Origin of the sequence: Flavobacterium rivuli WB 3.3-2 = DSM 21788 (assembly GCF_000378485.1) — a bacterium.
GTDB lineage: Bacteria > Bacteroidota > Bacteroidia > Flavobacteriales > Flavobacteriaceae > Flavobacterium > Flavobacterium rivuli.
In genome coordinates, this window is record NZ_KB899966.1 from 453884 (window position 1) to 479562 (window position 25679).

At 37.7% G+C, this 25679-nt stretch carries 32 protein-coding genes; 15 read left to right on the top strand and 17 right to left on the bottom strand.

Annotated features, from left to right (window positions below):
- Positions 1–2: 2 nt before the first annotated feature.
- Positions 3–791, top strand: a complete 789-nt coding sequence (locus F565_RS0102190) for a phosphatase PAP2 family protein (protein WP_231559597.1) — start codon at positions 3–5, stop codon at positions 789–791.
- Positions 792–849: 58 nt separating this feature from the next.
- Here F565_RS0102190 and F565_RS0102195 read toward each other — a convergent pair whose 3' ends face one another.
- The 5 genes from F565_RS0102195 to F565_RS0102215 all read right to left on the bottom strand — a co-directional run bounded on the left by F565_RS0102195 (position 850) and on the right by F565_RS0102215 (position 4984).
- Positions 850–1983, bottom strand: coding sequence for an aldo/keto reductase (locus tag F565_RS0102195; RefSeq protein ID WP_020211552.1), 1134 nt, complete (start codon positions 1981–1983; stop codon positions 850–852).
- Positions 1984–2074: 91 nt separating this feature from the next.
- Positions 2075–2968 (bottom strand): OmpA family protein, encoded by an 894-nt coding sequence (locus F565_RS0102200; protein WP_020211553.1) that lies wholly within the window; start codon positions 2966–2968, stop codon positions 2075–2077.
- Between the two features lie 181 nt (positions 2969–3149).
- The gene (locus tag F565_RS21060; protein ID WP_154652508.1) at positions 3150–3650 is read right to left on the bottom strand and encodes a hypothetical protein; all 501 of its coding nucleotides are present in this window, start codon (positions 3648–3650) and stop codon (positions 3150–3152) included.
- Positions 3651–3691: 41 nt separating this feature from the next.
- Positions 3692–4201 (bottom strand): hypothetical protein, encoded by a 510-nt coding sequence (locus F565_RS0102210; RefSeq protein ID WP_020211555.1) that lies wholly within the window; start codon positions 4199–4201, stop codon positions 3692–3694.
- Between the two features lie 18 nt (positions 4202–4219).
- Positions 4220–4984 carry an MBL fold metallo-hydrolase gene (locus F565_RS0102215; RefSeq protein ID WP_020211556.1) on the bottom strand — a complete coding sequence of 255 codons (765 nt, stop codon included), beginning with the start codon at positions 4982–4984 and terminating at the stop codon, positions 4220–4222.
- Positions 4985–5069: 85 nt separating this feature from the next.
- Here F565_RS0102215 and F565_RS0102220 point away from each other — a divergent pair, with 85 nt between their 5' ends.
- The 5 genes from F565_RS0102220 to F565_RS0102240 all read left to right on the top strand — a co-directional run bounded on the left by F565_RS0102220 (position 5070) and on the right by F565_RS0102240 (position 8684).
- Positions 5070–6542, top strand: a complete 1473-nt coding sequence (locus tag F565_RS0102220) for a hypothetical protein (RefSeq protein ID WP_020211557.1) — start codon at positions 5070–5072, stop codon at positions 6540–6542.
- Between the two features lie 90 nt (positions 6543–6632).
- Entirely contained in the window at positions 6633–6836 is a 204-nt protein-coding gene (locus tag F565_RS0102225) for a SymE family type I addiction module toxin (RefSeq protein ID WP_020211558.1), read from the top strand.
- Between the two features lie 17 nt (positions 6837–6853).
- Positions 6854–7621, top strand: coding sequence for a 5'-methylthioadenosine/adenosylhomocysteine nucleosidase (locus tag F565_RS0102230; protein WP_026299833.1), 768 nt, complete (start codon positions 6854–6856; stop codon positions 7619–7621).
- 2 nt (positions 7622–7623) lie between these two features.
- Positions 7624–8343, top strand: coding sequence for a transglutaminase domain-containing protein (locus tag F565_RS21065; RefSeq protein WP_035641786.1), 720 nt, complete (start codon positions 7624–7626; stop codon positions 8341–8343).
- Positions 8283–8684, top strand: coding sequence for a hypothetical protein (locus F565_RS0102240; RefSeq protein ID WP_020211561.1), 402 nt, complete (start codon positions 8283–8285; stop codon positions 8682–8684). The genes F565_RS21065 and F565_RS0102240 overlap by 61 nt, the downstream gene beginning before the upstream one ends.
- 16 nt (positions 8685–8700) lie before the next feature.
- Here F565_RS0102240 and F565_RS0102245 read toward each other — a convergent pair whose 3' ends face one another.
- Both F565_RS0102245 and bcp read right to left on the bottom strand, forming a co-directional pair.
- Positions 8701–9453: a LuxR C-terminal-related transcriptional regulator gene (locus F565_RS0102245; RefSeq protein WP_020211562.1), complete on the bottom strand. Its 753-nt coding sequence runs from the start codon at positions 9451–9453 to the stop codon at positions 8701–8703.
- Between the two features lie 68 nt (positions 9454–9521).
- A complete protein-coding gene (gene bcp / locus F565_RS0102250; protein WP_020211563.1) occupies positions 9522–9974 on the bottom strand; it encodes a thioredoxin-dependent thiol peroxidase in 453 nt (150 codons plus the stop codon).
- A gap of 33 nt (positions 9975–10007) precedes the next feature.
- Here bcp and F565_RS0102255 point away from each other — a divergent pair, with 33 nt between their 5' ends.
- The gene (locus F565_RS0102255) at positions 10008–10676 is read left to right on the top strand and encodes an endonuclease III domain-containing protein (protein WP_020211564.1); all 669 of its coding nucleotides are present in this window, start codon (positions 10008–10010) and stop codon (positions 10674–10676) included.
- Positions 10677–10691: 15 nt separating this feature from the next.
- Here the strand turns inward: F565_RS0102255 and F565_RS23005 are convergent, their stop codons facing one another.
- The 3 genes from F565_RS23005 to F565_RS0102270 form a co-directional block, all read right to left on the bottom strand.
- Entirely contained in the window at positions 10692–10835 is a 144-nt protein-coding gene (locus F565_RS23005; RefSeq protein WP_020211565.1) for a hypothetical protein, read from the bottom strand.
- 58 nt (positions 10836–10893) lie between these two features.
- Entirely contained in the window at positions 10894–11478 is a 585-nt protein-coding gene (locus tag F565_RS0102265) for a sigma-70 family RNA polymerase sigma factor (protein ID WP_020211566.1), read from the bottom strand.
- A 260-nt stretch (positions 11479–11738) separates the two neighbouring features.
- Positions 11739–12224: a DUF1905 domain-containing protein gene (locus tag F565_RS0102270; RefSeq protein ID WP_020211567.1), complete on the bottom strand. Its 486-nt coding sequence runs from the start codon at positions 12222–12224 to the stop codon at positions 11739–11741.
- Positions 12225–12574: 350 nt separating this feature from the next.
- Between F565_RS0102270 and F565_RS0102275 the strand changes: the two genes are divergently transcribed.
- The 3 genes from F565_RS0102275 to F565_RS0102285 all read left to right on the top strand — a co-directional run bounded on the left by F565_RS0102275 (position 12575) and on the right by F565_RS0102285 (position 14999).
- The gene (locus tag F565_RS0102275; RefSeq protein WP_154652509.1) at positions 12575–13927 is read left to right on the top strand and encodes a Gfo/Idh/MocA family protein; all 1353 of its coding nucleotides are present in this window, start codon (positions 12575–12577) and stop codon (positions 13925–13927) included.
- Positions 13928–14128: 201 nt separating this feature from the next.
- Complete coding sequence (locus tag F565_RS0102280; protein WP_020211569.1) at positions 14129–14401, top strand: SemiSWEET family sugar transporter; 273 nt, start codon at positions 14129–14131, stop codon at positions 14399–14401.
- A gap of 61 nt (positions 14402–14462) precedes the next feature.
- Positions 14463–14999, top strand: coding sequence for an STM3941 family protein (locus F565_RS0102285; protein WP_154652510.1), 537 nt, complete (start codon positions 14463–14465; stop codon positions 14997–14999).
- 11 nt (positions 15000–15010) lie between these two features.
- Here the strand turns inward: F565_RS0102285 and F565_RS0102290 are convergent, their stop codons facing one another.
- Positions 15011–17164: a TonB-dependent receptor gene (locus F565_RS0102290; RefSeq protein ID WP_020211571.1), complete on the bottom strand. Its 2154-nt coding sequence runs from the start codon at positions 17162–17164 to the stop codon at positions 15011–15013.
- A gap of 321 nt (positions 17165–17485) precedes the next feature.
- A complete protein-coding gene (locus F565_RS0102295) occupies positions 17486–17917 on the bottom strand; it encodes a response regulator (protein WP_035641845.1) in 432 nt (143 codons plus the stop codon).
- 199 nt (positions 17918–18116) lie between these two features.
- Here F565_RS0102295 and F565_RS0102300 point away from each other — a divergent pair, with 199 nt between their 5' ends.
- From F565_RS0102300 to F565_RS0102315, 4 genes are read left to right on the top strand one after another with little or no spacing between them, the layout of a single operon-like run.
- A complete protein-coding gene (locus F565_RS0102300; RefSeq protein WP_020211573.1) occupies positions 18117–18635 on the top strand; it encodes a thioredoxin family protein in 519 nt (172 codons plus the stop codon).
- Positions 18636–18640: 5 nt separating this feature from the next.
- Positions 18641–19024 (top strand): rhodanese-like domain-containing protein, encoded by a 384-nt coding sequence (locus F565_RS0102305; protein WP_020211574.1) that lies wholly within the window; start codon positions 18641–18643, stop codon positions 19022–19024.
- Between the two features lie 3 nt (positions 19025–19027).
- Entirely contained in the window at positions 19028–19780 is a 753-nt protein-coding gene (locus tag F565_RS0102310) for a sensor histidine kinase (protein ID WP_035641789.1), read from the top strand.
- Complete coding sequence (locus tag F565_RS0102315) at positions 19749–20471, top strand: LytR/AlgR family response regulator transcription factor (RefSeq protein WP_026299836.1); 723 nt, start codon at positions 19749–19751, stop codon at positions 20469–20471. The genes F565_RS0102310 and F565_RS0102315 overlap by 32 nt, the downstream gene beginning before the upstream one ends.
- Positions 20472–20489: 18 nt before the next feature.
- Here the strand turns inward: F565_RS0102315 and F565_RS0102320 are convergent, their stop codons facing one another.
- Both F565_RS0102320 and F565_RS0102325 read right to left on the bottom strand, forming a co-directional pair.
- Entirely contained in the window at positions 20490–21164 is a 675-nt protein-coding gene (locus tag F565_RS0102320; RefSeq protein ID WP_154652512.1) for a hypothetical protein, read from the bottom strand.
- An 84-nt stretch (positions 21165–21248) separates the two neighbouring features.
- Entirely contained in the window at positions 21249–22142 is an 894-nt protein-coding gene (locus F565_RS0102325; protein ID WP_020211578.1) for a sulfite exporter TauE/SafE family protein, read from the bottom strand.
- Positions 22143–22327: 185 nt separating this feature from the next.
- Here F565_RS0102325 and F565_RS0102330 point away from each other — a divergent pair, with 185 nt between their 5' ends.
- Positions 22328–23965 carry an NADP-dependent glyceraldehyde-3-phosphate dehydrogenase gene (locus F565_RS0102330; protein WP_020211579.1) on the top strand — a complete coding sequence of 546 codons (1638 nt, stop codon included), beginning with the start codon at positions 22328–22330 and terminating at the stop codon, positions 23963–23965.
- A 69-nt stretch (positions 23966–24034) separates the two neighbouring features.
- Here the strand turns inward: F565_RS0102330 and F565_RS0102335 are convergent, their stop codons facing one another.
- The 3 genes from F565_RS0102335 to F565_RS0102350 all read right to left on the bottom strand — a co-directional run bounded on the left by F565_RS0102335 (position 24035) and on the right by F565_RS0102350 (position 25530).
- Entirely contained in the window at positions 24035–24244 is a 210-nt protein-coding gene (locus F565_RS0102335) for a hypothetical protein (RefSeq protein ID WP_020211580.1), read from the bottom strand.
- Positions 24245–24440: 196 nt separating this feature from the next.
- On the bottom strand, positions 24441–24926 hold the full coding sequence (locus F565_RS0102345; protein ID WP_154652513.1) for a hypothetical protein: 486 nt from the start codon (positions 24924–24926) through the stop codon (positions 24441–24443).
- Between the two features lie 112 nt (positions 24927–25038).
- A complete protein-coding gene (locus F565_RS0102350; RefSeq protein WP_020211583.1) occupies positions 25039–25530 on the bottom strand; it encodes a DNA-deoxyinosine glycosylase in 492 nt (163 codons plus the stop codon).
- Between the last annotated feature and the right edge of the window lie 149 nt (positions 25531–25679).

The window sequence follows — 25679 nt, forward strand, 5'->3', positions numbered from 1 at the left end:
GAATGATGAACGTGAACCTGAACTACCTTAAAAAAATACCTTATTTATTATTTATGCTTGGGCTGTACTTTTTTACAGTTATGCCAGCAGAGGCACAAAATGACAGCATTGTTTTTATACCCGCAACAACGCTTACGGTTAAAAAACGGCCTGTATTTGTAAAACAACTCATTGTACCGGGAGCACTTGTTTTAGCAGGAGCATGGGCAAATAAACGCCAGTTTGAAAAATCAGTAAATAAAAATGTGTTGTTTACAGTGGGGCATAATTTTCATACTAAAGTAGATGATTATTTAAGGTATGCCCCTATTGCAGAACTTTATGCTGCCGATGCCTTAGGCGTAAAGGCAAAAAATCATTGGTTTGACCAAACAAAAAATCTTGCGATCTCCTTAATAATTACTGATTTTGTTACCGGTAAGCTTAAAAAGCTTACTAATAAGACGCGCCCTAATGGTGGTAAAATTGCCCATTCGTTCCCATCAGCACACAGCTCTATGGCATTTGCAAACGCTACAGTTTTGTATGAAGAGTTTATAGACACCAGCCCAGTTTTTGCATATACAGGCTACGGCTTTGCCGTGGCAACAGGCTCATTACGCCTCATGAACAACACGCACTGGCTAAGCGATGTTATGGTGGGTGCTGCTGTGGGTATGGTAATTACCAAATTAGTTTACCTACTGGACCCTATTATAAGATGGAATCCGTTTAAGGATACTAACAATTTAGTAATACTTCCAAAGTTTGATGACGAGGGCTACGGGCTTATTTTATCTAAACGGTTTTAAATTAAAAATCAAACCCTGCCATAAATTAGCAGGGTTTGATTTTTAATTGGTATATATCTTAAACCGGGGCGTTTGCCTCAATAAGTTTTTCTTTTTTAAGTTCTGCCCAAAAATCTGCGGGGATAGTAGCTTTCATAGAAGCAGCATTTTCTGTAACCTGTTTAGCAGTACGTGCTCCCGGTATGGTTGCCGATACCACTTTAGGCGCAACAGTAAATTGCAGTGCTGCCGTACGAAGGTCTACTTTATGTGCGGCGGCCACCTTTTTCATCTTTTCATATTTAGCCATGATATCGGCAGGCTTTTCACCACCATATAAATAGCGGTCCTGCCCTGCAAGTAATCCTGCAGCATACGGTGCACCAACCACTACGCTTACACCTCTTTTTTCGCAGGCAGGAAAAAGTGTATTAAGGTCGTCTTTATGCTTAACCAAAGAATATTGTGTTGCCGAAAGGAAAATATCAGGGTCGGCAACTTCAAGGGCTTTAAGGGCAGGCTCTATAGTATTTACCCCAAGGCCCCAAGCCTTTATCAGTCCCTCATCGCGCATTTTTGTCAGCTCTTTCATAGCACCATCCTGGGCAATTTTAAAATAGTCAAGCCATTTGCCTTTAAAGTCTTCGTTATCCGGAGACAAGTCGTGTATAAACACAATATCCAGTGCGGGTATACCCAGCCTTAGCAAACTATCTTCTACCGATTTTCTGGTACCTGCAGCCGTATAGTCATACTTATAATTAAAGTTAAGCCTGCCCTTCCATAGCTTATGTTGAAAATTAGCATCCGGGTACATAAGGCGGCCCACTTTTGTAGAAATTACATACTCTTTTTTATCCTTACCATGCAGAAAATTGCCTATGCGGCGCTCGCTTTGCCCAAGGCCATACCAGGGAGAGGTATCAAAATAACGAATGCCTGCCTGCCAGGATGCTTCCATAGCCTGCAACGCTTCCATATCGGTAGTTTCTTTAAAGCCATTACCAAGCGCTACACCGCCCATACCTATGTTATAAGGCGGACGGTAATGGTCTTTAGTTGTGCGTTCAAACGAAGCGGCCGACCCTGTAACTACAGGTGTAATACCGCTTTCGGGAGCAAGCTCGAAAGCATTGCCTACAATAGGAACTATAGAGGCAGCGGCAGCCCCTTTAGTAAGTGTATTTATAAAATTGCGTCGTGTAGTTGCCATAGTGTAAATTTAATAGTTAAAACTCAAAGTTAACCATCGCTTCACCTGCAAGCAATTATACAATCTTAAAATATTTATAAATGTGTAGTAACTAAGGATTTTCAACAATCATTACCTCAACCCTGCGGTTTGCCTCACGCTCGTCGGCATTTTTTTCGGGTATAGTGTATATTGGCTGCGATACACCAAACCCCTGAAACGACAGGCGGCTTTTTTCTATACCGCTTTGGTTAAGGAACATCATTACGGCTTTGGCACGCTGGGTAGAAAGGTCGTTACGATCTGCTTTCATACAGCATACATGTCCCAGTAATTTTATTTTAAGCTTAGGGTTAGCCTCCATTACCTGCAGTAGCTCATACAGCCTGTGCCTTGATTCTACCATTACACCAAAGGTGTTTTCGTAAAAATTAAGGTTCTCAATTTTTATTTTTTCACCGGTTTTGGCTTCGCCTACCCGCTTCATAAAAGCAACATCAAGAGTAAGTTCGGTTTCTTTACCGTTTGGTCCCATTACTGATATTTTATCAGGATATACCTTTGGCCCTTTTGCAACGGGTGCTACAGGCTTTACCACTTTAATACCCAAAATTTCATTCTCGCGGGCGAGATCTTTCTTTTCAATATAATAAACGGTAACCTTACGGTTTTCTGCCTTTTTAGACGATTGTTTATGTAACTCCCCAAAACTGCGTATCCTGAAATCTTCGCGGGTTGCTATTTTTCCTTTTAATATGCCAAACACCGTACTAACACGGCGCTGGGCCAGGGTATCGTTAAGGCCTGTAGTACCATCCTCATCGGTATAACCGTTTATAGCCAGTATTTTAGATTCTTTGTTGTTAAGCATCCAGGCATCCAGCCTTTCCTGCTCTCCTTTTTTAAGTTCATATTTATTACTGTCAAAATATATGGAGAATTGTTCCTGTGCCGCCAGTGTAAACGGGAACAGGAATATCAATAAAAATTTAAACAGGTTTTTCATAAATATTTTCTTTTAATACCAAACGAAAATAAGCAATTGTTTATTACCTCTGCTTCGCGCTAAGTTTATATTATAAATTTAATATAGTTTTACTTAATACATTTCAATAAAAAAAATTGTTAGCGATTTTATTATTAAGCAATGCATTTCGAATTACATAAAGCTAATTGTTATGCAATAACTAATCCTGTTCCTGCTGGTCATCGCCCGTTATTTGCCCTTCCTGCACCGCTGCGGCTCCTGCATAAAGCAAGTTGCCGTTCTTTTTTAGCTTATAACCATTTTGCGAATAAAGTATCCAGTCTTTATCCTTGTAGGGAGTATTTTTACCGTCCTGCTTTAATATAATAGAATTTGTGGTACCCGGCAAAAACAATTCTGCACGGTTGCCCCCATCTTCTTCAAAGGCCACATATACGCTGGTAACATCACTTTCGCTGGCAAGTTCCTGTATGGTATTTAAGCGGTAGCATTCTTCTACCGGCCTAATGCAATCGTTTTTAAGTACAGACCACCTGTACCCTGCCGATGCTACACACCCGTTTTCGTCTTTATCTGTACCCAGCACTACTTTCTTAGACGATGCTGCAGATTCTTTGTCTTCTGTATCGCGTTTTTTCATAATAAAATCGCAGGACAAAAGGCAAAGAGAGGCCAATAACAACAGTACAGGCTTTTTCATTATTTAAATTTAAATTAAACAGAAAACTAAATTACAAAATATTACTTAACTGTAGTTGCATACAATGACGATTGTAAGGTTTCGTAAGTTACAACGCCTTTATCGTCTACAAAGTATTTTATAAGTACATCGCCCCAGGCTTTACCATTGCTAAAATCGGCAATGAGCCAACGGTTGTTTAGTATTTTAACTTTATTAATTAAAAACTTTTCGCCGTTTAAAGGGTCGTAGCCTGTAAGCGGGTTACCATTAGGGTTTCCGTTTAACTCTTTAACACCCTCAACAATTTTTACGGCAAGAGCATCCGTATCATTAATGCCTTTATCAACAAAATAGTCTACAGCATTATCGTTTTTAACAAGGTCAAAATAATCGGCATCCTGTAGTGCAACTTTAGCAGTATTAAGGCTATCACGGGACGCTTTTAGCTTAACCTCCATTTTTTGCACGCGCTCCTGCACATATTTTTCCTGTCCGGAATAATACATATAAATGAAAACATTAATTACAAACGAAAAAATAAAGAGGTATAAATAAAGTTGCTTTTTCATGTTTGGGTAAAATAATAATTATAGGGTTATCTGTAAGTTATCATAAGCTAAAAATACATTGGCAGGCAGTTTTCCCTGCACTTCTGCATGAAAGCCCATCATGTGGCTAATGTGTGTAATATAAGCGCGTTCAGGTTTTACGCTTGCTATAAAATCGAGCGCTTCATCTAAATTAAAGTGCGAATGGTGTGGTTCCTCACGAAGTGCGCTTACCACAAGTACTTTAAGGCCTTTAAGCTTTTCAGTCTCTTCAGGAGCAACGGTCTTTACATCTGTAAGATAAGCAAAATTTCCTATGCGATAACCAAAAATTTCGAGGCTGCCGTGCAATATCCCTATAGGAATTACCGTTTTATTACCGGCAGGAAATGGCTCGTTATTTATTACCTCGTTAACAGATACAGATGGTGCACCGGGATACTTGTTCTCCTCTTCAAAAATATAGTCAAAACGCTTTTCAAGGTTTCGTAAAACCCTTTTATGGGCGTAGATGGGTATGTTGCCCTGACGGAAGAAATAAGGACGGATATCGTCGAGGCCGGCAGTATGGTCGGCATGTTCGTGAGTGTAGAGGATGCCATCTATTTTTACGCAGCCACAGGTAAGCATCTGCTGCCTGAAATCGGGGCCACAGTCTATTATGTACGAGTGTCCTTCCCAGTATACCCATACAGATACCCGCAGGCGTTTATCCCTGGGGTCGCTGCTAAAGCTTACCGGGTGCGTGCTGCCTATAACAGGTATGCCCTGCGAGGTTCCCGTACCTAAAAACCAAACGTTCAAGATTGTTTTATTTTTACACAAAAATAGCATTATTGTTTTATAAAACGCAGTGTTTTCCTAACTTTGCAACATATCTTTCATTGCTATGAAATTAACTGACACAGACATAACCCTTAAGGGCGACAGAATAATTGCACACGTACCTTCTATAAAGGATAAAACCTTACGCATAAACCTGAATGAGAACATTTACGGCACATTTGCCGAGATAGGCGCCGGACAGGAAACAGTAAGGCATTTCTTCCGTTCCGGAGGAGCATCTAACACCATTGCAAAGGCAATGTCTGCTTACGATAAAGACTTTAGCGATGCCATTTATGGCTGCGAAGAAGATGGCAGGTATGTAACCGAAAGCCGCCTTAAAAAAATGCTGGGCCACGAGGTGCGCATTATGGAGCAAAGGCTTAACCGCGATAAACACCCAAGCAAAGTATTTTTTAGTTATGCAAATACCGTTGCTACCATAGATTTTGCCAAGCAGTTTAAAGGCCACGGCTGGGTGGGTATCCGCTACCAGGTAGAGCCCGATGAAGATTATAATGAGATTACCCTGCACATTCGCTTTAAAGAAAATGATGCCCGCCTGCAACAGGAAACACTGGGCACGCTGGGTGTAAACCTTATTTATGGTGCTTTTTATAAATATAACGACCCTAAAAAATTGCTGCGTTACCTTTATGACCACCTTGATAAAGACCAGCTTGAAATTGATACCATTAACTTTAGCGGGCCCCGATTTGCCGATGTAGATAACAGGCTTATGAGCCTGCAGCTCGTTAAAAACGGCATGACCGATGCTGTAATGTTCGACCCTACTGGGCATAACGTACTGCCGGCTGCTATACTATACAAAAAAAATATCCTTGCACTAAGGGGGAGCTTTAGGCCGGTAACGAAAGTAAACATGGATATGTATGAAAAATCATACCAGATGTTTCTTGAAGAGAATAAGGTTGACAGAGAAAAAACCCTGGTTGTTTTTGAAATCACCCTTTCTAACCTGCGCTCTGAAGGCGAAATTGACGAACGTGATTTTATGGATCGTGCCGAATTGCTTTGTTCTCTCGGTCAGCACGTTATGATATCTAACTTTCAGGAATACTATAAGGTGGTAGAATATTTTTCAAGTTATACAAAAGCACGTATGGGGCTTGCTATGGGCGTGAGTAACCTTATAGATATTTTCGATGAAAAATACTACCGCCATTTAAGTGGTGGTATACTTGAGGCTTTTGGTAAACTGTTTTACCGCGACCTTAAAGTATACCTGTACCCTATGAAAGATGAGCATGGCGAAGTTATAGATTCTGAAAACCTGAAGGTACACCCAAGGATGAAGGAACTTTACAAATTCTTTAAGTTCAACGGTAAGGTTATAGACATTAGCAATGTTGACACTAACAACCTTGATATCTTCTCGCGTGAAGTGCTTAAAATGATAAATAAGGGTAAAAGTGGCTGGGAAGAAATGCTGCCACCAGGCATACCGGAGGTTATTAAACTTAACCACCTTTTTGGTTATGACCCTAAAAGAGTATTGGCCGAGCAAAATCAGTAGTATTTACTTTAAAATAAGATATTTAAATCCTCTTCAACGAGGATTTTTGATTTTCATGTGTTATTGATTTAAAATTAATAACAAAATATCATGAAAAGAATTACAAACAAAAGGCTTCTTACAATTGCACCACAATTTGTAAAAAATCGCTGGACAAAAATCGTAAATCCTAAACTAACTTTATCAGGAAACTGGCTGGAAAAAGCAGGATTTAAAATTGGTGAAAAAGTTACAATTGAAGTAGAAAAAGACGTTTTAACGATCAGAAAAGTTGATAATGAAACACCTGTATGATATACAGGTTATTAAAGATGAGCAAAATAACAATAGGCATCATGGCGGCAATGCCCGAGGAGATTGCCGGCGTAACAGCGTTACTTGATAATCCTCAATCAACTACCATTGGCAGGCGTATTTACACTACCGGAACTATTAAAGGTATTGACACTGTGGTGGTATTTTCGCGATGGGGTAAGGTTGCTGCTGCTGCAACAGTATCGGCACTTATACATCATTTTAATATTACCCAGCTTATTTTTACCGGTGTAGCCGGAGCTATAAGTGCATCATTACAAATAGGCGATATAGTATTGGCTAACAGGCTTATTCAGCATGATATGGATGCAAGGCCGCTAATGCCGCAATTTGAGATTCCGCTGCTTGGCAAAACTTATTTTGAAATTGACAATAGCCAACTTTCAATTGCCCAACAAGCAATTACTCCCCTATTAGAAAATGATACCCTTATAAATTTGATTGGTACTGAGGTGCTAACAACATTTGGGATAACACAACCAAAACTACTTACCGGCGATATTGCCAGTGGCGATAAGTTCTTTGCAAACAATAGCGATAAGGAAAATTTGCTTACTCTCCTGCCCGATGTGCTTTGTGTAGAGATGGAAGGCGCAGCTGTAGCACAGGTTTGTTATGAATATGATATTCCATTCACGATAATACGAACCATATCTGATAGTGCCGATGATAATTCGCATATAGATTTCCCTGCTTTTATTAAAGAGGTTTCCAGTAAATATTCGGTGGCAATAATTAAACAGATTTATAAAAGTATGCCTTAATCATGAAGTTAAAATTCATCATTTCTTTTTTGTCGTTGTTTTGTGCCACTATCGTATACTCCCAACCTGAAACAAGTCAAAACTATGCTGCAATTGATAGTGCCGCCGCAAAAATAATTTACAAGAATGACCTAAAGTTATTATCTGTCAATCTTACCAGTAAGTACAATAATGATATGGATAAGGCACGCTCCATCTTCTACTGGATTACCCAGAATATAGCATATGATTATAAATTTATAAACAAAGAAAAAAACCTAAAATTTCCCGATTGTAAAAAAGGTGATGATTGTACTGCCCTTTACGTTAAATGGGAAGATAATTATTTACATGAAGTAATTACAAGTGGTAAAAGTATTTGCGAAGGTTACTCCCGCCTTTTCAAGCGGTTATGTGATTATGCAGGGATACATGGATCTGTAGTAAGTGGTTACACAAAATATAAACCCTCTCAAATAGGCAGCACGGGGCCTTTAAACCATGCATGGAATGCTGTTGTTATTGACAATAATTATTATTTTCTTGACGTTACCTGGGCATCAGGCTATTGCGGGAGACATGAGAAAGACAAATTAAAACCTTTTGTTAAAAAGTTTTCTAACTATTACTGGTTAACACCTGTTGATAAATTATCAAGAAATCACTTTCCTAAAGATTCTGTATGGTACGCAATTCTAAATATAAAATTGCAAAAGAAAAATACAAAAAAACACCTTACATAGAGCCGTCACAATTAGGACAATTAGAAATTATTTCTCCTGATACAGGCGTTATAGCTGCAAAGGTAGGAGATACTATACACTTTAAGATAAAGTATAATAATACATTATCCAGATTACAGATAAACACAAATACCAATGCAAATCCAGAGGTATGGAAAACTATAAAAGAGGAATTAATTTGGGATGAAAAAGCCCTTGCTAAACAAAAATATGTAGATTTTTTAAAGCGGGATGATATTTATACTTTCAACTATGTCGTAACCGATAAAAACATGCGCTATATAGATGTACTTTTTGAGCTAAATATTGTCATGAAGTTTAAAGTTGCCATAATCAAATAGCAATTTCCCAATATGGTTACACCCACCCATTGTTATAAGCCTTCTGAATGATCTCATAAGTAGATTTTGCCTCAGTTTTTTTAAGCATGTTCTTACGGTGTACATCTACAGTAAAGCGGCTTATATTTAAAGAGTCGCTAATCTCTGCACTATTCATTCCGTTTGCCAAAGCTCTTAGTATTTCCCGTTCCCGCTTAGTAAAAATATGTTTTGTAGGGGTAAAAATATTGTTTACATCTACATTTATATAAGATGGTTCGTCCTCCAGGCCAATAAAAGAAAGCTGTGGGGTAACGTCTGTTTTTAAATTTGTTATGTCTGTATCTATGGCAAATGTTTTTACATTTTCCGGGTCATGCTGGATTATGATAAACTGATGCAATATCCTTATATACTGCCCATTCGCTTTTTTTATCCTGAAATCGTATTGCACTTTATATTTAAAAAGCTGCTCTCCGGAAAAATTGATAAAAAAATCGCCCACTGCCACTTCAAAGTTTAAAAAGAAGGGCAGATCATCAGGATGCATCCGGTTTACATAAAAGTCAAGGGTAAGATCTTGTAGCGGATATCCCAAAACCTCGCTCATTTCGGGGCTAACCATTTCAAAAAGAGACTTCCTTACATTAACCACAAAGTAAAAATAGCTTCCTACCTGAAAAACATCAAGCATTTTTTTATGCAATTTCAGGTCAAAGTTGTAATCGCTTACATCCTCGCTTTTGCTTATCCTGCCCCAAATGCCGCGCAATTCTTCAGATACATTCATACTCCAAGCTTTTAGACACCAAAGCTAAAGTACAAATATTTAACATAAATTAAGAAATTATTATTAATTTATTTTAATATTTGGGCAGTATGATCTTTTGTTTTAACAGCAGTAATTACATCTTCTATAATTCCGTTCTCATCTATAACAAATGTGGTGCGGTTAATACCATCAAACAATTTACCCATAAATTTTTTAGGGCCCCAAACACCAAAGGCATTTATTACCGTTTTATCTTCGTCAGAAATTAATGGAAATGGCAGTTCATACTTATCTTTAAACTTTACAAGCTTTTTCTGGCTATCGGCACTAACACCAAGCACTTCATAATTTTGGGCAATAAAACGGTGGTAATTATCGCGCAGGTCGCAGGCTTCGGCTGTACATCCGGGAGTATCTGCCTTAGGGTAAAAATAAACTACCAGTTTTTTACCGGTATAATCGGTTAAATTATGCGTTTTTCCGTCCTGGTCTACTGCGCTAAAATTGGGTGCTTTATCTCCTTTGGTAAGTGTGGTCATAGTGTTATATTTGTTTGTATAAATATACACAAAATGACCAAAGCAGAAAAGGCTAAATTCGTTATAAAAACCTTAGCCGAACTCTACCCTACCATACCCCTGCCCCTCGACCATAAAGACCCATACACGCTATTAATTGCAGTGTTAATGAGCGCCCAAAGTACCGATGTGCGCGTAAATATGATCACTCCGCTGCTGTTTGAACGTGCCGATAATCCTTACAGCATGGTAAAACTTTTGGTTGAAGATATACGCGATATCATCCGCCCGGTAGGATTATCTCCTGCTAAAGCCAAAGCAATTCACGGCCTCTCTGAAATATTGATTGAAAAACATGGCGGTAAGGTACCCGATAATTTTGAAGACCTTGAAGCCCTGCCCGGCGTAGGCCATAAAACAGCAAGTGTTGTTATGAGCCAGGCTTTCGGAGTACCTGCATTTCCTGTAGATACCCATATACACAGGCTTATGTATCGCTGGGGATTAAGCAATGGTAAAAATGTGGTACAAACGGAAGCTGACGCAAAGAAACTGTTCCCTAAAAAATTATGGAACGACCTGCATTTACAGATAATTTGGTATGGCAGGCAATACTCGCCGGCACGTGGCTGGGATATTAATAAAGATATTATTACCGCAACTATAGGCCGAAAATCAGTGCTTGAGGAGTATTATAAAAAACACGTCCCGCTAAAAAAATAGCAGGACGTGAGTAAATTAGTTAGCAAGGCATTCGTATGTACCGTTCTCTGTCTTAACTATTTTAAGTGCTTTAGAATAGTTAAGTAAAAAATCTATGGTTTCTTTTTTTGGTAACATTTTAGGCGCTGCTACAGGTTTTTGAGAGTAAAGTTTTGCCATTTAGCTTAATTATTTGTTGTTGTTTACACTACAACGCTAAGCAAAACCTTATTATTGCCTAATTAGTCAAAATAATTTTATTTTTTTCTATAACCTTTCTTAAGTTCATAAGTGCATAACGCATCCTGCCAAGAGCTGTATTGATGCTAACACCAGTTAAATCAGCAATTTCCTTAAAGCTAAGGTCTTGGTAAATACGCATTTGCAGTACTTCTTTCTGGTCATCAGGAAGTTGTTCTATTATACGCTGAAGGTCGCTTTCTACCTGCTCAGTAATAATTCTGTTCTCTATGTTAGGGCTATTATCTGTCATGATAGAAAAGATAGAGAATTCCTCTGTCTCGCGGTACATAGGCATTTTTTTGTTACGCCTAAAGTGGTCTACAATAAGGTTATGCGAAATACGCATTACCCACGGCAGAAATTTGCCTTCTTCGTTATACGAATTAGACTTAAGTGTTTTAATTACTTTAATAAAAGTGTCCTGAAAGATATCATCGGCGATATCCCTGTCAGTTACTTTAGAGTAAATAAATCCGTAAATTTTAGATTGGTGCCTCTTTATTAAGATAGACAGAGCATTTTCGTCTCCGCCTACATAATCTCTTACAAGAGCAGCGTCAGGGATTACAACATTAGCCATAACAGTACTTTTTAGCGTTTTTTGAATTTGGTCGATAAACCCCGTTGGTACGGGTTCTAAAAAGTAGTTTTTTATATAGGCAGTGTTAATTATGAATTAATTATATGCCAAATATAACATAAATAAATTATAAAAAACAAACGTCTCAAAAAGTTTTAACACATTTAAAGCAATAAATATTATTTTAACATATTAAACACCTCAAATTAGTCAGCAAAATCATGATAACACTGAATAATGTGAGAATTATTCAACAATTACTACACAATTTTTTCACGATTTTTTAATCGATACAACGTTTTCTTAACCCTTTCATTACGGGTTTCGTCTCTTTTAGCAGTATAAATCCAGGTTACACACATTTTCTGTTCCCACTTTTTATGGCGCACAAAAGCTTCATAAGCTCCGGGTTCATTAAGCAGTAGCACTCTAAATTCTTCGGGTATTTCAAATCCTGTGGTATCTTTATAAAGTATGAGGCGTACACTATCTCCCTCCTCTTTACCTATTGCTTTCCTTATATCTGCTTTAACTGCTATTAATAAATTACCGTTGCCATAAGGCATTAAGCTGTAGTTTTTTATTTCGTAACCATCTATGGTACCGCGCACTTTTACTAAACCAAAAGGTGCATCTTTATCCTTTTTAATTTCAGGAAGCGATACATACGTCCATCCTCCCTTACCGGGCATGCGTTCCAGTTGGTACTCTTTATCGGTTAGTAAATCTGCATTGTTGTTATCCATCTGATTTTTAGTTTATGTTCTAATATAATTTATCAATATAAAGTGGCCTAATACAGTTAGATTTTATGAAGTTTTACCACAAAGGACACAAAGATAAGCCTAACATTTTGCACAAATATAACAATTCTGTTTGCAAGGATTAAAATACACAAAGCTTTGCTAACAGCTTTTTGACCCTTCCGCCTACGGCGGAATATATATGCTTTTAGCAGTTTGCACAACTTTTAATTCTATTAAGTAAAATGCACAACGGGTTAAAGGGTACTAAACTTATCCCAAAACGAAGAAATAGCTTTTTGCTCTGGGCTTTGTGTGGTAACTTGCTGTATAACAATATCAACAATATTATTATGAATACTACACCTAACCCGACTCTAACAGGGATTAAAGATGTAAATAGCATTTCGCGTAAGGATTTTTTATCAATAACAGGAAGGAGTGTTGCGGCAGTTGCTGTGGCAGGATTAGCATCGGCCTGCGGAGTTTCCGGCAGTGCTATAAGCCACTCTGGGTTAAACGCTGTTTCGCCACCCGCAAAAGTTCCGGCATCTGCTACCGAACCTATAGTGCTGGAAGAATGGAAATCTAAAAATGATGTGCAGTCGGCCCCTACTCCTACGCCGCTACCCTATAAAGAACGTATAGGGTATGCCATTGTAGGGTTAGGACACCTTTCATTAGAAGAAATATTACCTGCCCTCAATACCTGCAAAAAATCGCGCCTTGCTGCCCTTGTAAGCGGCAGCCCCGATAAGCTTAAGAAAGTGGCCGAACAATACGGTGTAAAGCCTGAGAGTTGTTACAGCTATGAAAATTACGACCAGATAAAGAACAACCCTGAAGTAGATGTTATTTACATTGTGTTACCTAATGGCCTGCATAAAGAATATGTTATACGCGGGGCAAAAACGGGTAAGCATATTTTGTGCGAAAAGCCAATGGCAAATACTGCTGCCGAATGCCGCGAAATGATAGCTGCCTGTACTACTGCCGGAGTAAAGCTTATGGTGGCTTACCGCATACAGTACCAACCCCACAACCGCAAAATCAGGGATATGCTTAAGCAGAAAGTTTTGGGAGAAACTAAATACATTCAGGCAACAAACGGCCAGGCAAGTGCCAACCCAGACCACTGGAGGCATAAAAAAGCCCTTGCCGGAGGCGGCGCCCTGCCGGATATTGGGTTATATTGCATAAATACCAACCGATTTATTTTAGGACAGGAGCCTACTGAGGTTTTTGCGTACCAATATAGTACGCCGGGAAACCCACTTTTTGCAGAAGTTGAAGAAATGGTATCATGGCAAATGAAATTTCCTAATGGGATAATAGCTAATTGTGTAACCAATTATGACAGCCATGACAATAAAGATTATGGAGTGTTTTGCGAAAAAGGATGGCTTAAGCTTGATAATGCATACGCCTACACGGGCCAGGACTTAAAAAAGTCGCACGCTGAAGGAAAGGAAAAGATTATCGAAAATATTGTTCTTGCAGCTACGGACCAGTTTGCAGTTGAAATGGATCATTTCTCTGACTGTATTATTAATAACAAAAGGCCCTTTTCTACAGGAGAAGAAGGGTTGCAGGACCACATTATTATGGAGGCTATTTACGAGTCGGCACGAACAGGTAGGCCCGTAAAAATTCCGGCGAATGCCGATGCCAGTTTGTTTCATGGGCCTGAGCCGGACTTAGGATAGACTGATTATAGCAGTATAAATAGTGTATTTAAATGTATTACTTATGCATTACCCTACGTTTTACAATTGTCTAAATTTCTCAAAACAATATTAATTGAAGACTTTATATAAAATAACTTAAAAATCTGACTTATAAATTTTTGAATTTAAAGATAAACACATGTAAGAAAATTATCTTACAGCTAAATAAAAGCTTACTGTATGGATTTCATAGAACTTGTAGGCATCGTGGCAGGCTTATGCACGTCATCATCAATAATACCCCAACTGGTAAAAACCATTAAATCTAAAAAGGCCGGAGATGTGTCAGTCTTAATGTTTATAGTGCTGCTTACAGGTAATTCGTTATGGGTATATTACGGAGCCGACAAAGGCGATGTACCTATCATTGCAACTAATATTTTGTCTATACTACTTAACGTTGCAATGCTCATTTGTAAGTTTAAGTACAAGAAAAATGATGATGATCATTAAATTGCAGTACTATGCATTATAAAACAAGTTGTATATTTCAGCAATATATAACGCATCTAAAATGGAACCAAAACATATTTACACCAGCCGCAAGAAGAGCTTATTGTTGTTTTTAATGGGTTGTGTCTTAGTGGCATCAAGCATAGCCCTAATACTTTTTCCGGAGAAATTTACGCACCGATATTCAGAGACGGTGCCATTTGCGATAGGTATTGTTGGTACTTTGTTTTTTGGCGCCTGTACTATAGCTGCATTGCGAATTGTAATTTTTAAGAAAATAGCATTAAGTATAGATAATAATACCCTGACAATAAATCCGGGCAAAAAGAATACAACAGCATTGCGCTGGAATGAAATATCAGGATTTAAGGAGGTTACTGTTGCCAGCCAAAAATTTATATCGGTGCTGCTTTATAACCCTGAAAAAAATATTGAAGCAGAAACCAATAGCATTACTAAAAGGTTGCTTATTTACAACCTTAAACATTATAACTCTCCCTACTGCTTCTCGGCAAATGCTTATGAAACCAACCATAATATGCTACTAAATATGCTAAATGAAGCATGGATGCTTAACACCCATAAAACCATTTTATAAAATTAAACTTGTTACAAATTCTCCAGCATATTTGATTTTTTATCGCTGCTGATCGTCCAGAAGAATCCTACAAAAAAGAAACGGCTTGCAGGTTGCGTAATTGCCTGACGGGCAAACTGGCCATCGCTACCGGGGGTATTGGCATAGCTATAACCAAACACATTATCATTACCCAGCATATTTGATACGGAGAAATATAATATTTTTTGCTGTGAGATAAGGTATGCCCACCCCAGGCTAAGGCTATTATAACTTTTAGTATGGCTTGCCATAAAATTTGCTTCATTAGGATTATCATAAGGGCGGCCGGAATTATAGCTGTAAGTAAGCCCTATTTGCGAGCGCAGCTCTCCTACCCAATATTTAGTAATCACAGATAAATTATTGTTAGCAACATAGCTGGGGGTTACCGATTTTTCATAATTTTTATAATCCCTGTGGCTGTCTATGTAGGAGTACGATATCCAATATTCCAGGTTTTTTATAGTGCTATTATCCCTCCATAAAAGGTCTATACCCTGCGCGTAGCCACTCCCGCCGTTGTTATACTGGCTGTTGTATTGAGGCAATGTTGTATTGTATTTTACAAGGTTTGCATAGTCCTTATAATACGCTTCTGCCCTAAAGGTTGTACCGTTGCCATTATACATATAATTAAAAATATAGTGGGCTGTCCTTTCAAAATTAAATCTCTTGTAATACTTTAAGTAATCCTGCTTAGGAGTTTGATAAAAATCACCATACGCTAAAGAAAACTGTCCGTTTTTACCTGCCTTATATGCCAGTGCAGCACGTGGTTCTAAAGTAGCTTTACCCACAATATCTGAATATGAACTGCGCATTCCTACCTTTAATGCAAAGTTTTTAGAGAACATAAAATCAGCTTCTGTGTAAACTGCGGCAATATTATTAGTGTAACCACTGTTATAACTAAACCCAGTTGGCTCATTGTAATCTTCGCTAAAATTGGTAAGGAAATAATCTGCACCAAAACTTAACTTCATACGGCTGTTAAAACCTTTAGTCAGTTTCAATTTAAGATGACTGCTATGTTCGCCGTTTGTTACCTTATTATCGTTTAAACCAATATTGTTATGGCTATATCCGTAGGCAATACCGGTAAGTATTGTCCATTGCGTGCCAAACATTCCTTTATAAGATGTGTTTACATACAGGTTATCGTTTTTCATATCTACCTTAACCGGCAAAGGCTCATTAACGTCATTTTGGTAAAGGCTAAAGTTGGCATGATCAAAAGCGGCATATACTTTAAGCAAGCCGCTATTAAATTTATAACGGTAAACTCCTTCTCCCGCACCCGACTGATAAGGCTTTATCCAGCTAACATCCTGCGGAACTATCCATTGGTAGGGCTGTAAATTAGTATAAGCTGCATTAACGCTAAGCGAACTCTTTTCCCATTTTTGGGTATTGCTCAGGCCCAGGCCTACAGTCATTACAGAAACTTCTGTTTGCTCCTGCACAGGCTCATCAATAGAATTAAGGAGCAGCACGCTTGATAATGCTTCGCCATATTCTGCCGAATATCCTCCTGTAGAGAACGTCATACCCTTAAACAGAAAAGGCGAAAAACGCCCGCGGGTAGGTAAATTATTAGCCGAGGCGTTATAGGGCTGGGCAACACGCATACCGTCTACAAAAGTCTGGGTTTCATCTGCCTCGCCGCCGCGCACAAAGAGCCTGCCACTCTCGCCCACTGTTTGTGTACCCGGCAATGTTTGCAGTGCTGCAATTATATTGCCTGCAGACCCTGCCGTAGTAACAATATCAAGAGGTTTAAGTACATTAACTTTGCTGTTATCGCCTGCATTAAAACTTCCGGCCGAAATAACTACGGCATCAAGTGTATTTACATTTTCGCGCAGCTTAAATGTTTTGGGCGTATAATTTTCTATCACGATGTTTTGCTGTACATCATCAAAACCAAGAAATGTTATAATTAGTATTTGCGGCCCGGTCGTGGTTGTGGTAAAGGTAAATGTGCCATCCTGTGCAGATACCGTACCATCATAAGTGCCGTCTATATAAATATTGGCAGCAGATGCCGGCAGGCCTTTATCATCAGTAACGGTTCCGTTAATTGTGGTTTGTGCCTGGGCAATACAGCAGATAAATAGTACTAATAGAGTGGTAATAACTTTCATGGCGTTGGTTTCGTTGCTGCAAAGTTGCAGTACCAAACACGTGTTTCATAAAAAAGCTTACCCAGTTGCAGTATTTTAAGGATGAATTGTTAACAAGCCTAATTACTACTGTAAATAATTACCAATTACAATAGGCATCTATGCTGTTTGACAATTTTAAAATTTTAGCGACATCACAACTAACCAGATTAAATCTATATGAGATCGACACATTGTCTAAATGCATTTCTATCTTTTGATTAAGCGTGAATTTCGTGATTAAAATTAGTCTGAAATCAGAAAAAGGTCTTTCTGCCATAAAAATTATAAGGGTATGCGCGTTTAACTATTTCTGGACGAGAACGTATTAATATTTTCTTTCCAGTAATCTATTAAATTGCGTATTTTTTCTTTGTATTTGTTATAGTCCGTTCCTTTATGTATGTAGCCCTGTATAGATAGTTTATTAGCCTGCCTAATAGAATAATCGTCCTGGGCATTGCTTATAAAAATGTAGGGAATATCTTTATCGCTTAAAAGTTCTTCTTCCAGAATAATATTGCGCAATTCGAAACCGCCTAATTTAGGCATGTTAATATCCGAAATTATAATAAAAGGTTCAATTTCAGGCCTCCTAATATAGGCAAGAGCCTGAGTGCTATCTGCAAAAAACACCAGCTTGTTCCTGTACCCAAGGTCTTTAAATATTTCCTGCAAAATGTCCCTGTCGTCTTCATCGTCTTCTATTACAAGTATATCCCTATGCATTTTCATGAAGGCAATCATTTTTAGTTGGTGGTATAAAAGTATCGCAAATATATTTTTTTTCCAAAATCTCATGTTATTAAATAGCGTGAAAAGTTTATGTTTTTAGTACAATTTTTCTTATTTTGAGTGCGGAAAATTTTATCTGCCTGCAACAAGCATTTTTAGTAACTTCGTATCATCATCATAAACCAAAAAAATACACATCATGAAACTAAAATTATTATTACTGTCCTTTTTATTTTTATTGCCGGTTGTAAACAGCACAGCACAGGAAACTGCAGCAGTTGTAATGCAAAAGGCACAGGCTCTGGCAAAAAAAGAACATAAAAATGTATTTGTAATGTTTCATGCCTCTTGGTGTGGCTGGTGCAAAAAGATGGAAAAAAATATGGAGAGCGATGCCTGTAAAAAAATGTTCGACGATAATTTTGTTACCGTACAGTTAACCGTTCAGGAATCGCCTAAAAACAAAACCCTCGAAAATCCGGGTGCAGATGCACTATTAGAAACTTATAAAGGCACTAAAGCCGGTTTACCATTCTGGGTTATCACAGACGCTAACGGTAAGGTTTTATCAGATTCATTTAACGCTAAAGGCGAAAACCTGGGCTGCCCGTCATCTGCAGATGAAGTGGCCGAGTTTAAATCTAAATTAAAGAAAACTACTAAACTTAACGAAGGCCAGCTTGCTACTATAGCTGACACGTTTGTTATTAAAAAATAATTACTTTGAAGAAACTTTTTTACCTTTTTTGTATTGCCACTACCCTTATATCCTGCTACGCGCAGGAGAAAAAAATTGAGCTTGTGGCACCTTCGGTTTTTGCACAGAAAATGGAAGAGGATAGCGGCCAGGTTATAGATGTGCGTACACCCAAAGAATATAAAGGCGGACACATAGACGGTGCCGTTAACCTGCATGTGTATGATAAGAATTTTGATGCCAGGCTGGACAGCCTTGACAAAAACAAAACTGTTTATGTTTATTGCAAAGCCGGTGGCCGTAGTGCCGAGGCTGTAGAGAGCATGAAAACTAAAGGGTTTATACACATTGTAGAACTGGATGGTGGTATGGATGCCTGGAAAGAAGCCGGTAAACCTGTAAAGCAATAAACTGTGGAAGTAGGTTTAAATATCAAATTGCTCATTTGTATTATAGTGCTTTTAGTGCTGGTATTGGCGTGGCTTATATTCAGGACATTTAAAGCAGACAAAGTTAAACACGAACTGCAAAGCCGTTTTATAGAGCTGGAAAGCAAAACCAATAACCTGCAACTGCAAACGCTGGAATCGAGGCTTAATCCGCATTTATTTAAAAACATACTTAACTCTATTCAATCGCATGCGTACCAAACGTATTTTGCTATGGATAAGCTCTCAAACGTACTGGACTATATTCTTTACGAAAGCCAGAACCGTTTTGTAAGCCCTAAAGAAGAAATTGAGTTTGCCCTTAACCTTATAGAAATTAATAAGATAAAGATAAGTCCGCTATTTTCTATAAGCGTAAAGAAAAAAATTGATGAGATGGACCCTATGTATGAGCAAAAAATACTGGCTCCGCTTATCTCAATAGACCTTATTGAAAATGCCTTTAAGCACGCCGACCTGCAAAGCCCGGATGCTTTTATAACCATAGTTATAGAGTTTAAGGATAATAATTTTTCGATTACCGTTTCTAACAAAATATCGCCAAAATCGGCTTTTGCAAAAGAGCATAGCGGTATTGGGGCAGCCACGTTAGAGCAGCGCCTGCGCATTATTTATAAGTCCTGCTTTAAGCTGGAACGCTATGTGGAAGAAGATATATATGTTGCACATTTAAAAATAAACCTGCTTGAACACAAAAATCAGATGTTTACTTCTTGATGACGAATTGCCCGGGCTAACACTGCTAAAAATGCTTTGTGAACAGATGCCCGAGCTGGAAGTTGTAAAAGCTTTTAACAGCCCGCAAATACTTTTGCAGGAACAGGCCTTATTAGACTACGACCTGCTTATTACAGATATTGAAATGCCGGGAATGAATGGCCTGCAGGTTGCCGATGCCGTAAAAGGCAAAGCCGTGATATTTACTACCGCCTACAAAAATTTTGCTGTTGATGCATTTGACAGGGATGCTGTAGATTATGTAGTTAAACCTGTAAAGGCAGAAAGGCTGCATCAGGCAGTACTTAAGGTAGCCGGCAGGATTACCAAACCTGTTAAAGAAACACCTAAGCAAATTCAGTTAAATACAGATAAAGGTAAAGCGCTTATTAATGTTGATAAGATGTTTAGCATTGTAACATCTAAAATTGATAGCAGGGACAAAATTATTATTCTTAATGATACTACTAAAATTATAGCCAAGAATGCCTCTTTTGAAAAATTGCTCGAAATGCTGCCTGCCAAAGATTTTTGCCGTATAAATAAAACTACCATTATAGCCTTAAAGCATGTGCAGTTTTATGCTCACGATATAATTACAGCAGATATTTTATTGCAGGATGGGCATCACTACACGTTTCCGTTAAGCGAAATCTACAGGACAGACTTTATTAAAAAAGTGAGAGTGTAATCGTATAAATTCAAGAAATTAATTTTTCACTTTCTTTTTCAATTTCCACTTACCCTTAACGCCGTTATATATTTTTATTATGCCACCCTTGCCGGTAATACTGCTCATTTTTGTGTTATCAGATTCCTCTTTATAAATTGGTATAGCAACCTTATTTACAAGCCTGTAAGTACTCTCTGCCGATATACCATAATTGCCTGATACCGATCTTGTACTTATAATTCTTGTTTCAGGATCGTAAGTTGGATCACACCATATATCTTCATCAGCCGGCGTAGTTTCAAGTTTTAAAAGTTTGTGTTTATCCGGATGATTTAAGTATATAGATATCCACATATTTCCATTTACATTAGTATGTGACCAATACATAAAATCTTCATTTCCATCACTATCAAAATCTGTGATCATAAGTGCAGGGGTTACATCAGCAAAAACATTATAAGTTAAAGTATCTATGGTTTGCCATTTATGTTTGAGAAATTGATCAAATACAATATTCGCGCTATTATTTATCGTAAGAGCACATTTTATGCTTTTAGAACCTTTAAGATCGAATTCGTACCGTATCTTATCGCCCTGATTCCAAGCTATGCTATCAAATTCTCCATCAGCTTCTACCGAATGAAAATCTATATATTGAATGCTATTTTTCTCTTGCGCAAAAGCCAGGAAAGGAATAATAAATATAAGCAACCGAAAGTAATTCATGGCAAATCAACTCAATATTATGTTGAGTAATTTACATTAATAAATTAATTCTGCAAAAAAAAATAGATTTTAAGCAATTGCTTTATAAAGCGAATAACCCGAAGTAAGGATTATAAGTGTACCTACCATAAAAAATAGTGCCCTTTTATTAATTTTTGATGCTAAATAAGCACCAAACGGAGCCGCTAATGCTCCACCTGCAATTAGTCCGAGTATTATTTGCCAGTGCTTAACCCCCAAAATGAAAACAAAAATAACCGTTGCAAAATAAGTAATAAAAAATTCTGCCGTATTTACGGTACCTATGGCTTCTCGTGGGTCTTTGCCCTGGCTAAGCAGGTTAGAGGTTACAATAGGGCCCCATCCTCCACCGCCTATAGTGTCTAAAAATCCACCAAATAAAGCTAATAATGGTGCCCCCTTAATAGTTTCATTGTTATTTACTTTATTTACAAACCCTTTATATATTATGTAACTGCCCAACAGTATGAGGTAACCTGCTATATAAGGTTTTATAATATTTCCATCAAAATAGTCGGCAATAAGGTAAGCACCTAAAACAGCACCAAGCGTGCCCGTAATTACTATTTTAAAAAACAGGCCTTTATCTATATTTTTAAACTTTATATGCGATAGCCCGGATATGCCTGTAGTAAATATCTCTGATGTATGCACACTTGCCGATGCCAGCCCCGGCGGAATACCAAAGTTTATAAGTAGCGTAGTACAACTTACACCATAAGCCATACCAAGGGCACCATCTACAACCTGTGCAAGGAAGCCTACTCCCATAAAAATAAAAAAGGTACTGTCAAAAAGTAACGTACCGCTATAGAGCTCTCCTATTAGTAAGTATCCAAAATAACTTAAAATTATTAGCTTTAACAATAACATGGTAATGGCTATCTGCCTAAATGTTATGGTGTCTGTCGCTTTTTCCAGTTGCAATAATATCCTGGTCATTTGTTTTTCTTTAATTAGTATACTACTCCTATAGAGTAATAGTGATTGCAAATATAATAAACCATTTCTATATATGCCTGCCTACAACGATATATACTTTTTTTAATAAAATATTCACGTGCTGTAAGTCGTATATTACATTTACTTACCTAACTTTATATGTACAAATAAACACAATTTACTTTATGGAAAATACCAGTGAAACGAATACTGGTTTCGGAAACATTTTTGTTGACGAAGCCCAAATACCCGAAAAATTTAAAGTGCCTGTAATCCATCAGCGCGAATACCTGCTTAACGGGGAGCTTGTGCAATGGAGTGGCGATACAATGGATATATTGTCGCCTGTTTTTGTTCCTGCCCAAGGGGGCGGGTTTGAGCGTAAGGTGGTAGGCTCTATACCGCATACATCGCCTAAAGAAGCCATGGAATCGTTAGACGCTGCCGTAGCCGCCTACAATAATGGCCAGGGAGAATGGCCTACCATGAGCGTAGAAGACCGTATTAAATGCATGCAAAAGTTTGTGTACTTAATGATACAGGAACGCGACCAGGTTATTAACCTGCTTATGTGGGAAATAGGTAAAACCCTGGGCGACTCTACCAAAGAGTTTGACCGTACTGTAGAATATATTAACGCCACTATAGATGCCCTTAAAGATATAGACCGCGAATCATCACGCTTTCAGCAGGCCGAAGGCACACTGGCACAAATACGCCGTTCGCCACTGGGTGTGGTACTAAGCATGGGGCCATTTAACTATCCTTTAAACGAAATATTTACAACACTTATACCGGCACTTATAATGGGTAACACCATTTTATTTAAGCTGCCTAAACACGGTGTGCTTGCTCATTACCCGCTGCTTAAAGCCTTTAAAGAGGCTTTTCCTCCGGGAACAGTTAACACACTTTATGGTAAAGGGTCTGAAATTATAACGCCCATAATGGAAAGCGGCAAAGTAAATGTACTTGCCTTTATTGGATCGAGCAAAGTAGCAAACGGACTTAAAAAACAACATCCTAAAGTTAACCGCCTAAGGGCTATTTTAAGCCTTGATGCAAAAAATGCTGCCATTGTTACTAAAAATGCCGACCTTGATGTTGCTGTAAGTGAATGCCTTTTAGGTTCTCTTTCGTTTAACGGACAACGCTGTACTGCCTTAAAATTAATTTTTGTGCAAAAAGATGTGGCCGAAGAATTTGTACAAAAACTAAGTGCAGCAGTATCTGCAATGAAAGCGGGACTACCATGGGATAAAGACGTAAAAATTACCCCACTACCGGAAGCAGACAAACCGGGCTACCTTAAAGAGTGCATAGATGATGCTATTGCAAACGGAGCTAAAGTGGTAAATGAGCATGGTGGTTTCACAAATGAGTCTTTAGTATTCCCCGCGGTTGTTTATCCTGTAAACGATAAAATGAAATTATACCACGAAGAGCAGTTTGGCCCGGTTATCCCCGTAGTACCTTTTGATACTATTGATGAGCCTATACAATACCAAATTGAAGCTTCGCACGGTATGCAGGTAAGTATTTTTAGTAATAACGCCGAAGAAGTTGCAAGCCTTATAGACCCATTTGTAAATCTTGTAGCAAGGGTAAACATTAACTGCCAGGCACAACGTGGCCCGGATGTATTCCCTTTTACAGGCCGTAAAGACAGTGCAGAGGGTACACTATCGGTATTTGATGCATTACGTTCATTCTCTATACGCACAATGGTTGCTGCAAAGGTAACTGATGCAAATAAAGAGTTATTTAATACTATAGTTCGCGATCATGACTCAAACTTCCTGAGCACTGATTATATATTTTAATAGTACGTTAATTTTTTTTTACAAAAACAGGGGCTTTATTGCCCCTGTTCTATTTATACCCTGATACAATTATTTCAGGCTCATTTTATATTTGCGTTTGTGTTTTACAAACACTGGCTTATTAATAATTATGCCGGTAAGGCATATTAAGAGTAATACTACAAGTAACAGCAGGTATACGGTACCATTAAACGTTGTAATATCAGGAAAGTCGCTAATGAAAAAAAAGAGTGTGGTAATAAACATTACTACCGACACGATAAAGCTAAAAAGTTTCATAATCCCTGTAAGTTTTGTGTTTGCAAAATGTACAATTCTTAAAAAGGACTAATTGGTTAAAAAATCCTTTTTATTACCGGCCGTTTTTCATAATCAAAATTTATATAAAATAAAGCATAAAGAGATAACAATCAATGCTTTATTCTATAAAGGTAAGAGAAAAAATGTTTTGGTAATAAAAATAATTAAGTTTTTTTTATGATTTATTTTTATAAACCATAGTCATACTGAAAAGCTTGGTAAAATAGTTTTCAAGGCAGGTAAAATCAACATTTGCCGCCTCCCCTGTTTTTAGGGCATCATCTGTTAAAAAGTATTTCTCTGCGGGTGTTACAGTTTTTTGCTTTTTAATTTTTTTAGAGTATACCATATTGGTTATGGTAACCCTGTATTTACCATCGCGCAGTTCTATTTCAAAATCAAAGCTAAGGTCATCCTTAAAAAAATCAGATGTACCCGGGCAGGTATTCCTTACGTCTATGCCCTTGCCTTTATAAATATTATCTGCAGATGATGTTATTTTAAGGCGCGAATGCCTTGCAATAACATTAGGTATATTGGTTTCGCTGCTTATAAAAACATTTTCCCATACAACTTTACTATCACTCACTAAAAAGTTAGTTTCCTGTGCAAAACAGGTAACTGATAGTAAAAACAATACCACAAAAAAGATTTTTTTCATGCTTTTAAAAATAAGGAAATCGTTTAAGTACACATCAAAGATACTTCTTTTTTATATTGCCAAACAAAATTAATTCTTACAAAACTTTACAATTTGCATTATAAGATTTTACTCATAATTCTCTAATTGATGTTAATTTCTCTTTCCAAATTTCAAGCTTTTGCATAAAAGACATTGTTGCATTAGCCCCACTGGGAGATGGCAGTACATTATATTCTATATACCCCTTCCTGCCCACATACTTATCATAATAGGCAGCTGCATTTTTACTCGAAAAGAATACCTTATTAATTAGAGGGTACTTTGAGTAAAATATTTCAAAATCGTTAGCTACTTCATTTTTTATTTTGCTGTCAAGGCTTCCCTCCCGTTCGCAGTATTGCAATACATCCCAAAGGGCAATACTATTGTCTTTTAGGAATTTAATTTTATCCATATAATTTGTTTCAGGCTCTAAATTAAAAACCGAAAAGAGCAATCTCCAAAACTGATTTCCTTTATTGCCATAATATTCCTGCAAAAGCAACGATTTTTCGCCGGGCATCGTACCTAATATCAATATTTTAGAATCAGGATATACAATTGGCTCAAAGGCTTTTTTCATAAGGTTGTAATTTAATTGTGTAATTGTATAATATACTAATATTATTTTAAGTATTCTGTAACACAGTGAGTTAAAGTATTGTTACAGCTTTTTTATTTAAGATAGTATTAGCATTTGCAGCCCTGCAGACCACATAAATTTGTTAGAGC

Excerpts from the sequence above, each read along its gene's own strand:
- F565_RS0102190 (WP_231559597.1), top strand. The coding sequence starts at position 3 with ATGATGAACGTGAACCTGAACTACCTTAAAAAAATACCTTATTTATTA.
- F565_RS0102195 (WP_020211552.1), bottom strand. The coding sequence starts at position 1,983 with ATGGCAACTACACGACGCAATTTTATAAATACACTTACTAAAGGGGCT.
- F565_RS0102200 (WP_020211553.1), bottom strand. The coding sequence starts at position 2,968 with ATGAAAAACCTGTTTAAATTTTTATTGATATTCCTGTTCCCGTTTACA.
- F565_RS21060 (WP_154652508.1), bottom strand. The coding sequence starts at position 3,650 with ATGAAAAAGCCTGTACTGTTGTTATTGGCCTCTCTTTGCCTTTTGTCC.
- F565_RS0102210 (WP_020211555.1), bottom strand. The coding sequence starts at position 4,201 with ATGAAAAAGCAACTTTATTTATACCTCTTTATTTTTTCGTTTGTAATT.
- F565_RS0102220 (WP_020211557.1), top strand. The coding sequence starts at position 5,070 with ATGAAATTAACTGACACAGACATAACCCTTAAGGGCGACAGAATAATT.
- F565_RS0102225 (WP_020211558.1), top strand. The coding sequence starts at position 6,633 with ATGAAAAGAATTACAAACAAAAGGCTTCTTACAATTGCACCACAATTT.
- F565_RS0102230 (WP_026299833.1), top strand. The coding sequence starts at position 6,854 with ATGAGCAAAATAACAATAGGCATCATGGCGGCAATGCCCGAGGAGATT.
- F565_RS21065 (WP_035641786.1), top strand. The coding sequence starts at position 7,624 with ATGAAGTTAAAATTCATCATTTCTTTTTTGTCGTTGTTTTGTGCCACT.
- F565_RS0102240 (WP_020211561.1), top strand. The coding sequence starts at position 8,283 with ATGGTACGCAATTCTAAATATAAAATTGCAAAAGAAAAATACAAAAAA.
- F565_RS0102245 (WP_020211562.1), bottom strand. The coding sequence starts at position 9,453 with ATGAATGTATCTGAAGAATTGCGCGGCATTTGGGGCAGGATAAGCAAA.
- bcp (WP_020211563.1), bottom strand. The coding sequence starts at position 9,974 with ATGACCACACTTACCAAAGGAGATAAAGCACCCAATTTTAGCGCAGTA.
- F565_RS0102255 (WP_020211564.1), top strand. The coding sequence starts at position 10,008 with ATGACCAAAGCAGAAAAGGCTAAATTCGTTATAAAAACCTTAGCCGAA.
- F565_RS23005 (WP_020211565.1), bottom strand. The coding sequence starts at position 10,835 with ATGGCAAAACTTTACTCTCAAAAACCTGTAGCAGCGCCTAAAATGTTA.
- F565_RS0102265 (WP_020211566.1), bottom strand. The coding sequence starts at position 11,478 with ATGGCTAATGTTGTAATCCCTGACGCTGCTCTTGTAAGAGATTATGTA.
- F565_RS0102270 (WP_020211567.1), bottom strand. The coding sequence starts at position 12,224 with ATGGATAACAACAATGCAGATTTACTAACCGATAAAGAGTACCAACTG.
- F565_RS0102275 (WP_154652509.1), top strand. The coding sequence starts at position 12,575 with ATGAATACTACACCTAACCCGACTCTAACAGGGATTAAAGATGTAAAT.
- F565_RS0102280 (WP_020211569.1), top strand. The coding sequence starts at position 14,129 with ATGGATTTCATAGAACTTGTAGGCATCGTGGCAGGCTTATGCACGTCA.
- F565_RS0102285 (WP_154652510.1), top strand. The coding sequence starts at position 14,463 with ATGGAACCAAAACATATTTACACCAGCCGCAAGAAGAGCTTATTGTTG.
- F565_RS0102290 (WP_020211571.1), bottom strand. The coding sequence starts at position 17,164 with ATGAAAGTTATTACCACTCTATTAGTACTATTTATCTGCTGTATTGCC.
- F565_RS0102295 (WP_035641845.1), bottom strand. The coding sequence starts at position 17,917 with ATGAAAATGCATAGGGATATACTTGTAATAGAAGACGATGAAGACGAC.
- F565_RS0102300 (WP_020211573.1), top strand. The coding sequence starts at position 18,117 with ATGAAACTAAAATTATTATTACTGTCCTTTTTATTTTTATTGCCGGTT.
- F565_RS0102325 (WP_020211578.1), bottom strand. The coding sequence starts at position 22,142 with ATGACCAGGATATTATTGCAACTGGAAAAAGCGACAGACACCATAACA.
- F565_RS0102330 (WP_020211579.1), top strand. The coding sequence starts at position 22,328 with ATGGAAAATACCAGTGAAACGAATACTGGTTTCGGAAACATTTTTGTT.
- F565_RS0102335 (WP_020211580.1), bottom strand. The coding sequence starts at position 24,244 with ATGAAACTTTTTAGCTTTATCGTGTCGGTAGTAATGTTTATTACCACA.
- F565_RS0102345 (WP_154652513.1), bottom strand. The coding sequence starts at position 24,926 with ATGAAAAAAATCTTTTTTGTGGTATTGTTTTTACTATCAGTTACCTGT.
- F565_RS0102350 (WP_020211583.1), bottom strand. The coding sequence starts at position 25,530 with ATGAAAAAAGCCTTTGAGCCAATTGTATATCCTGATTCTAAAATATTG.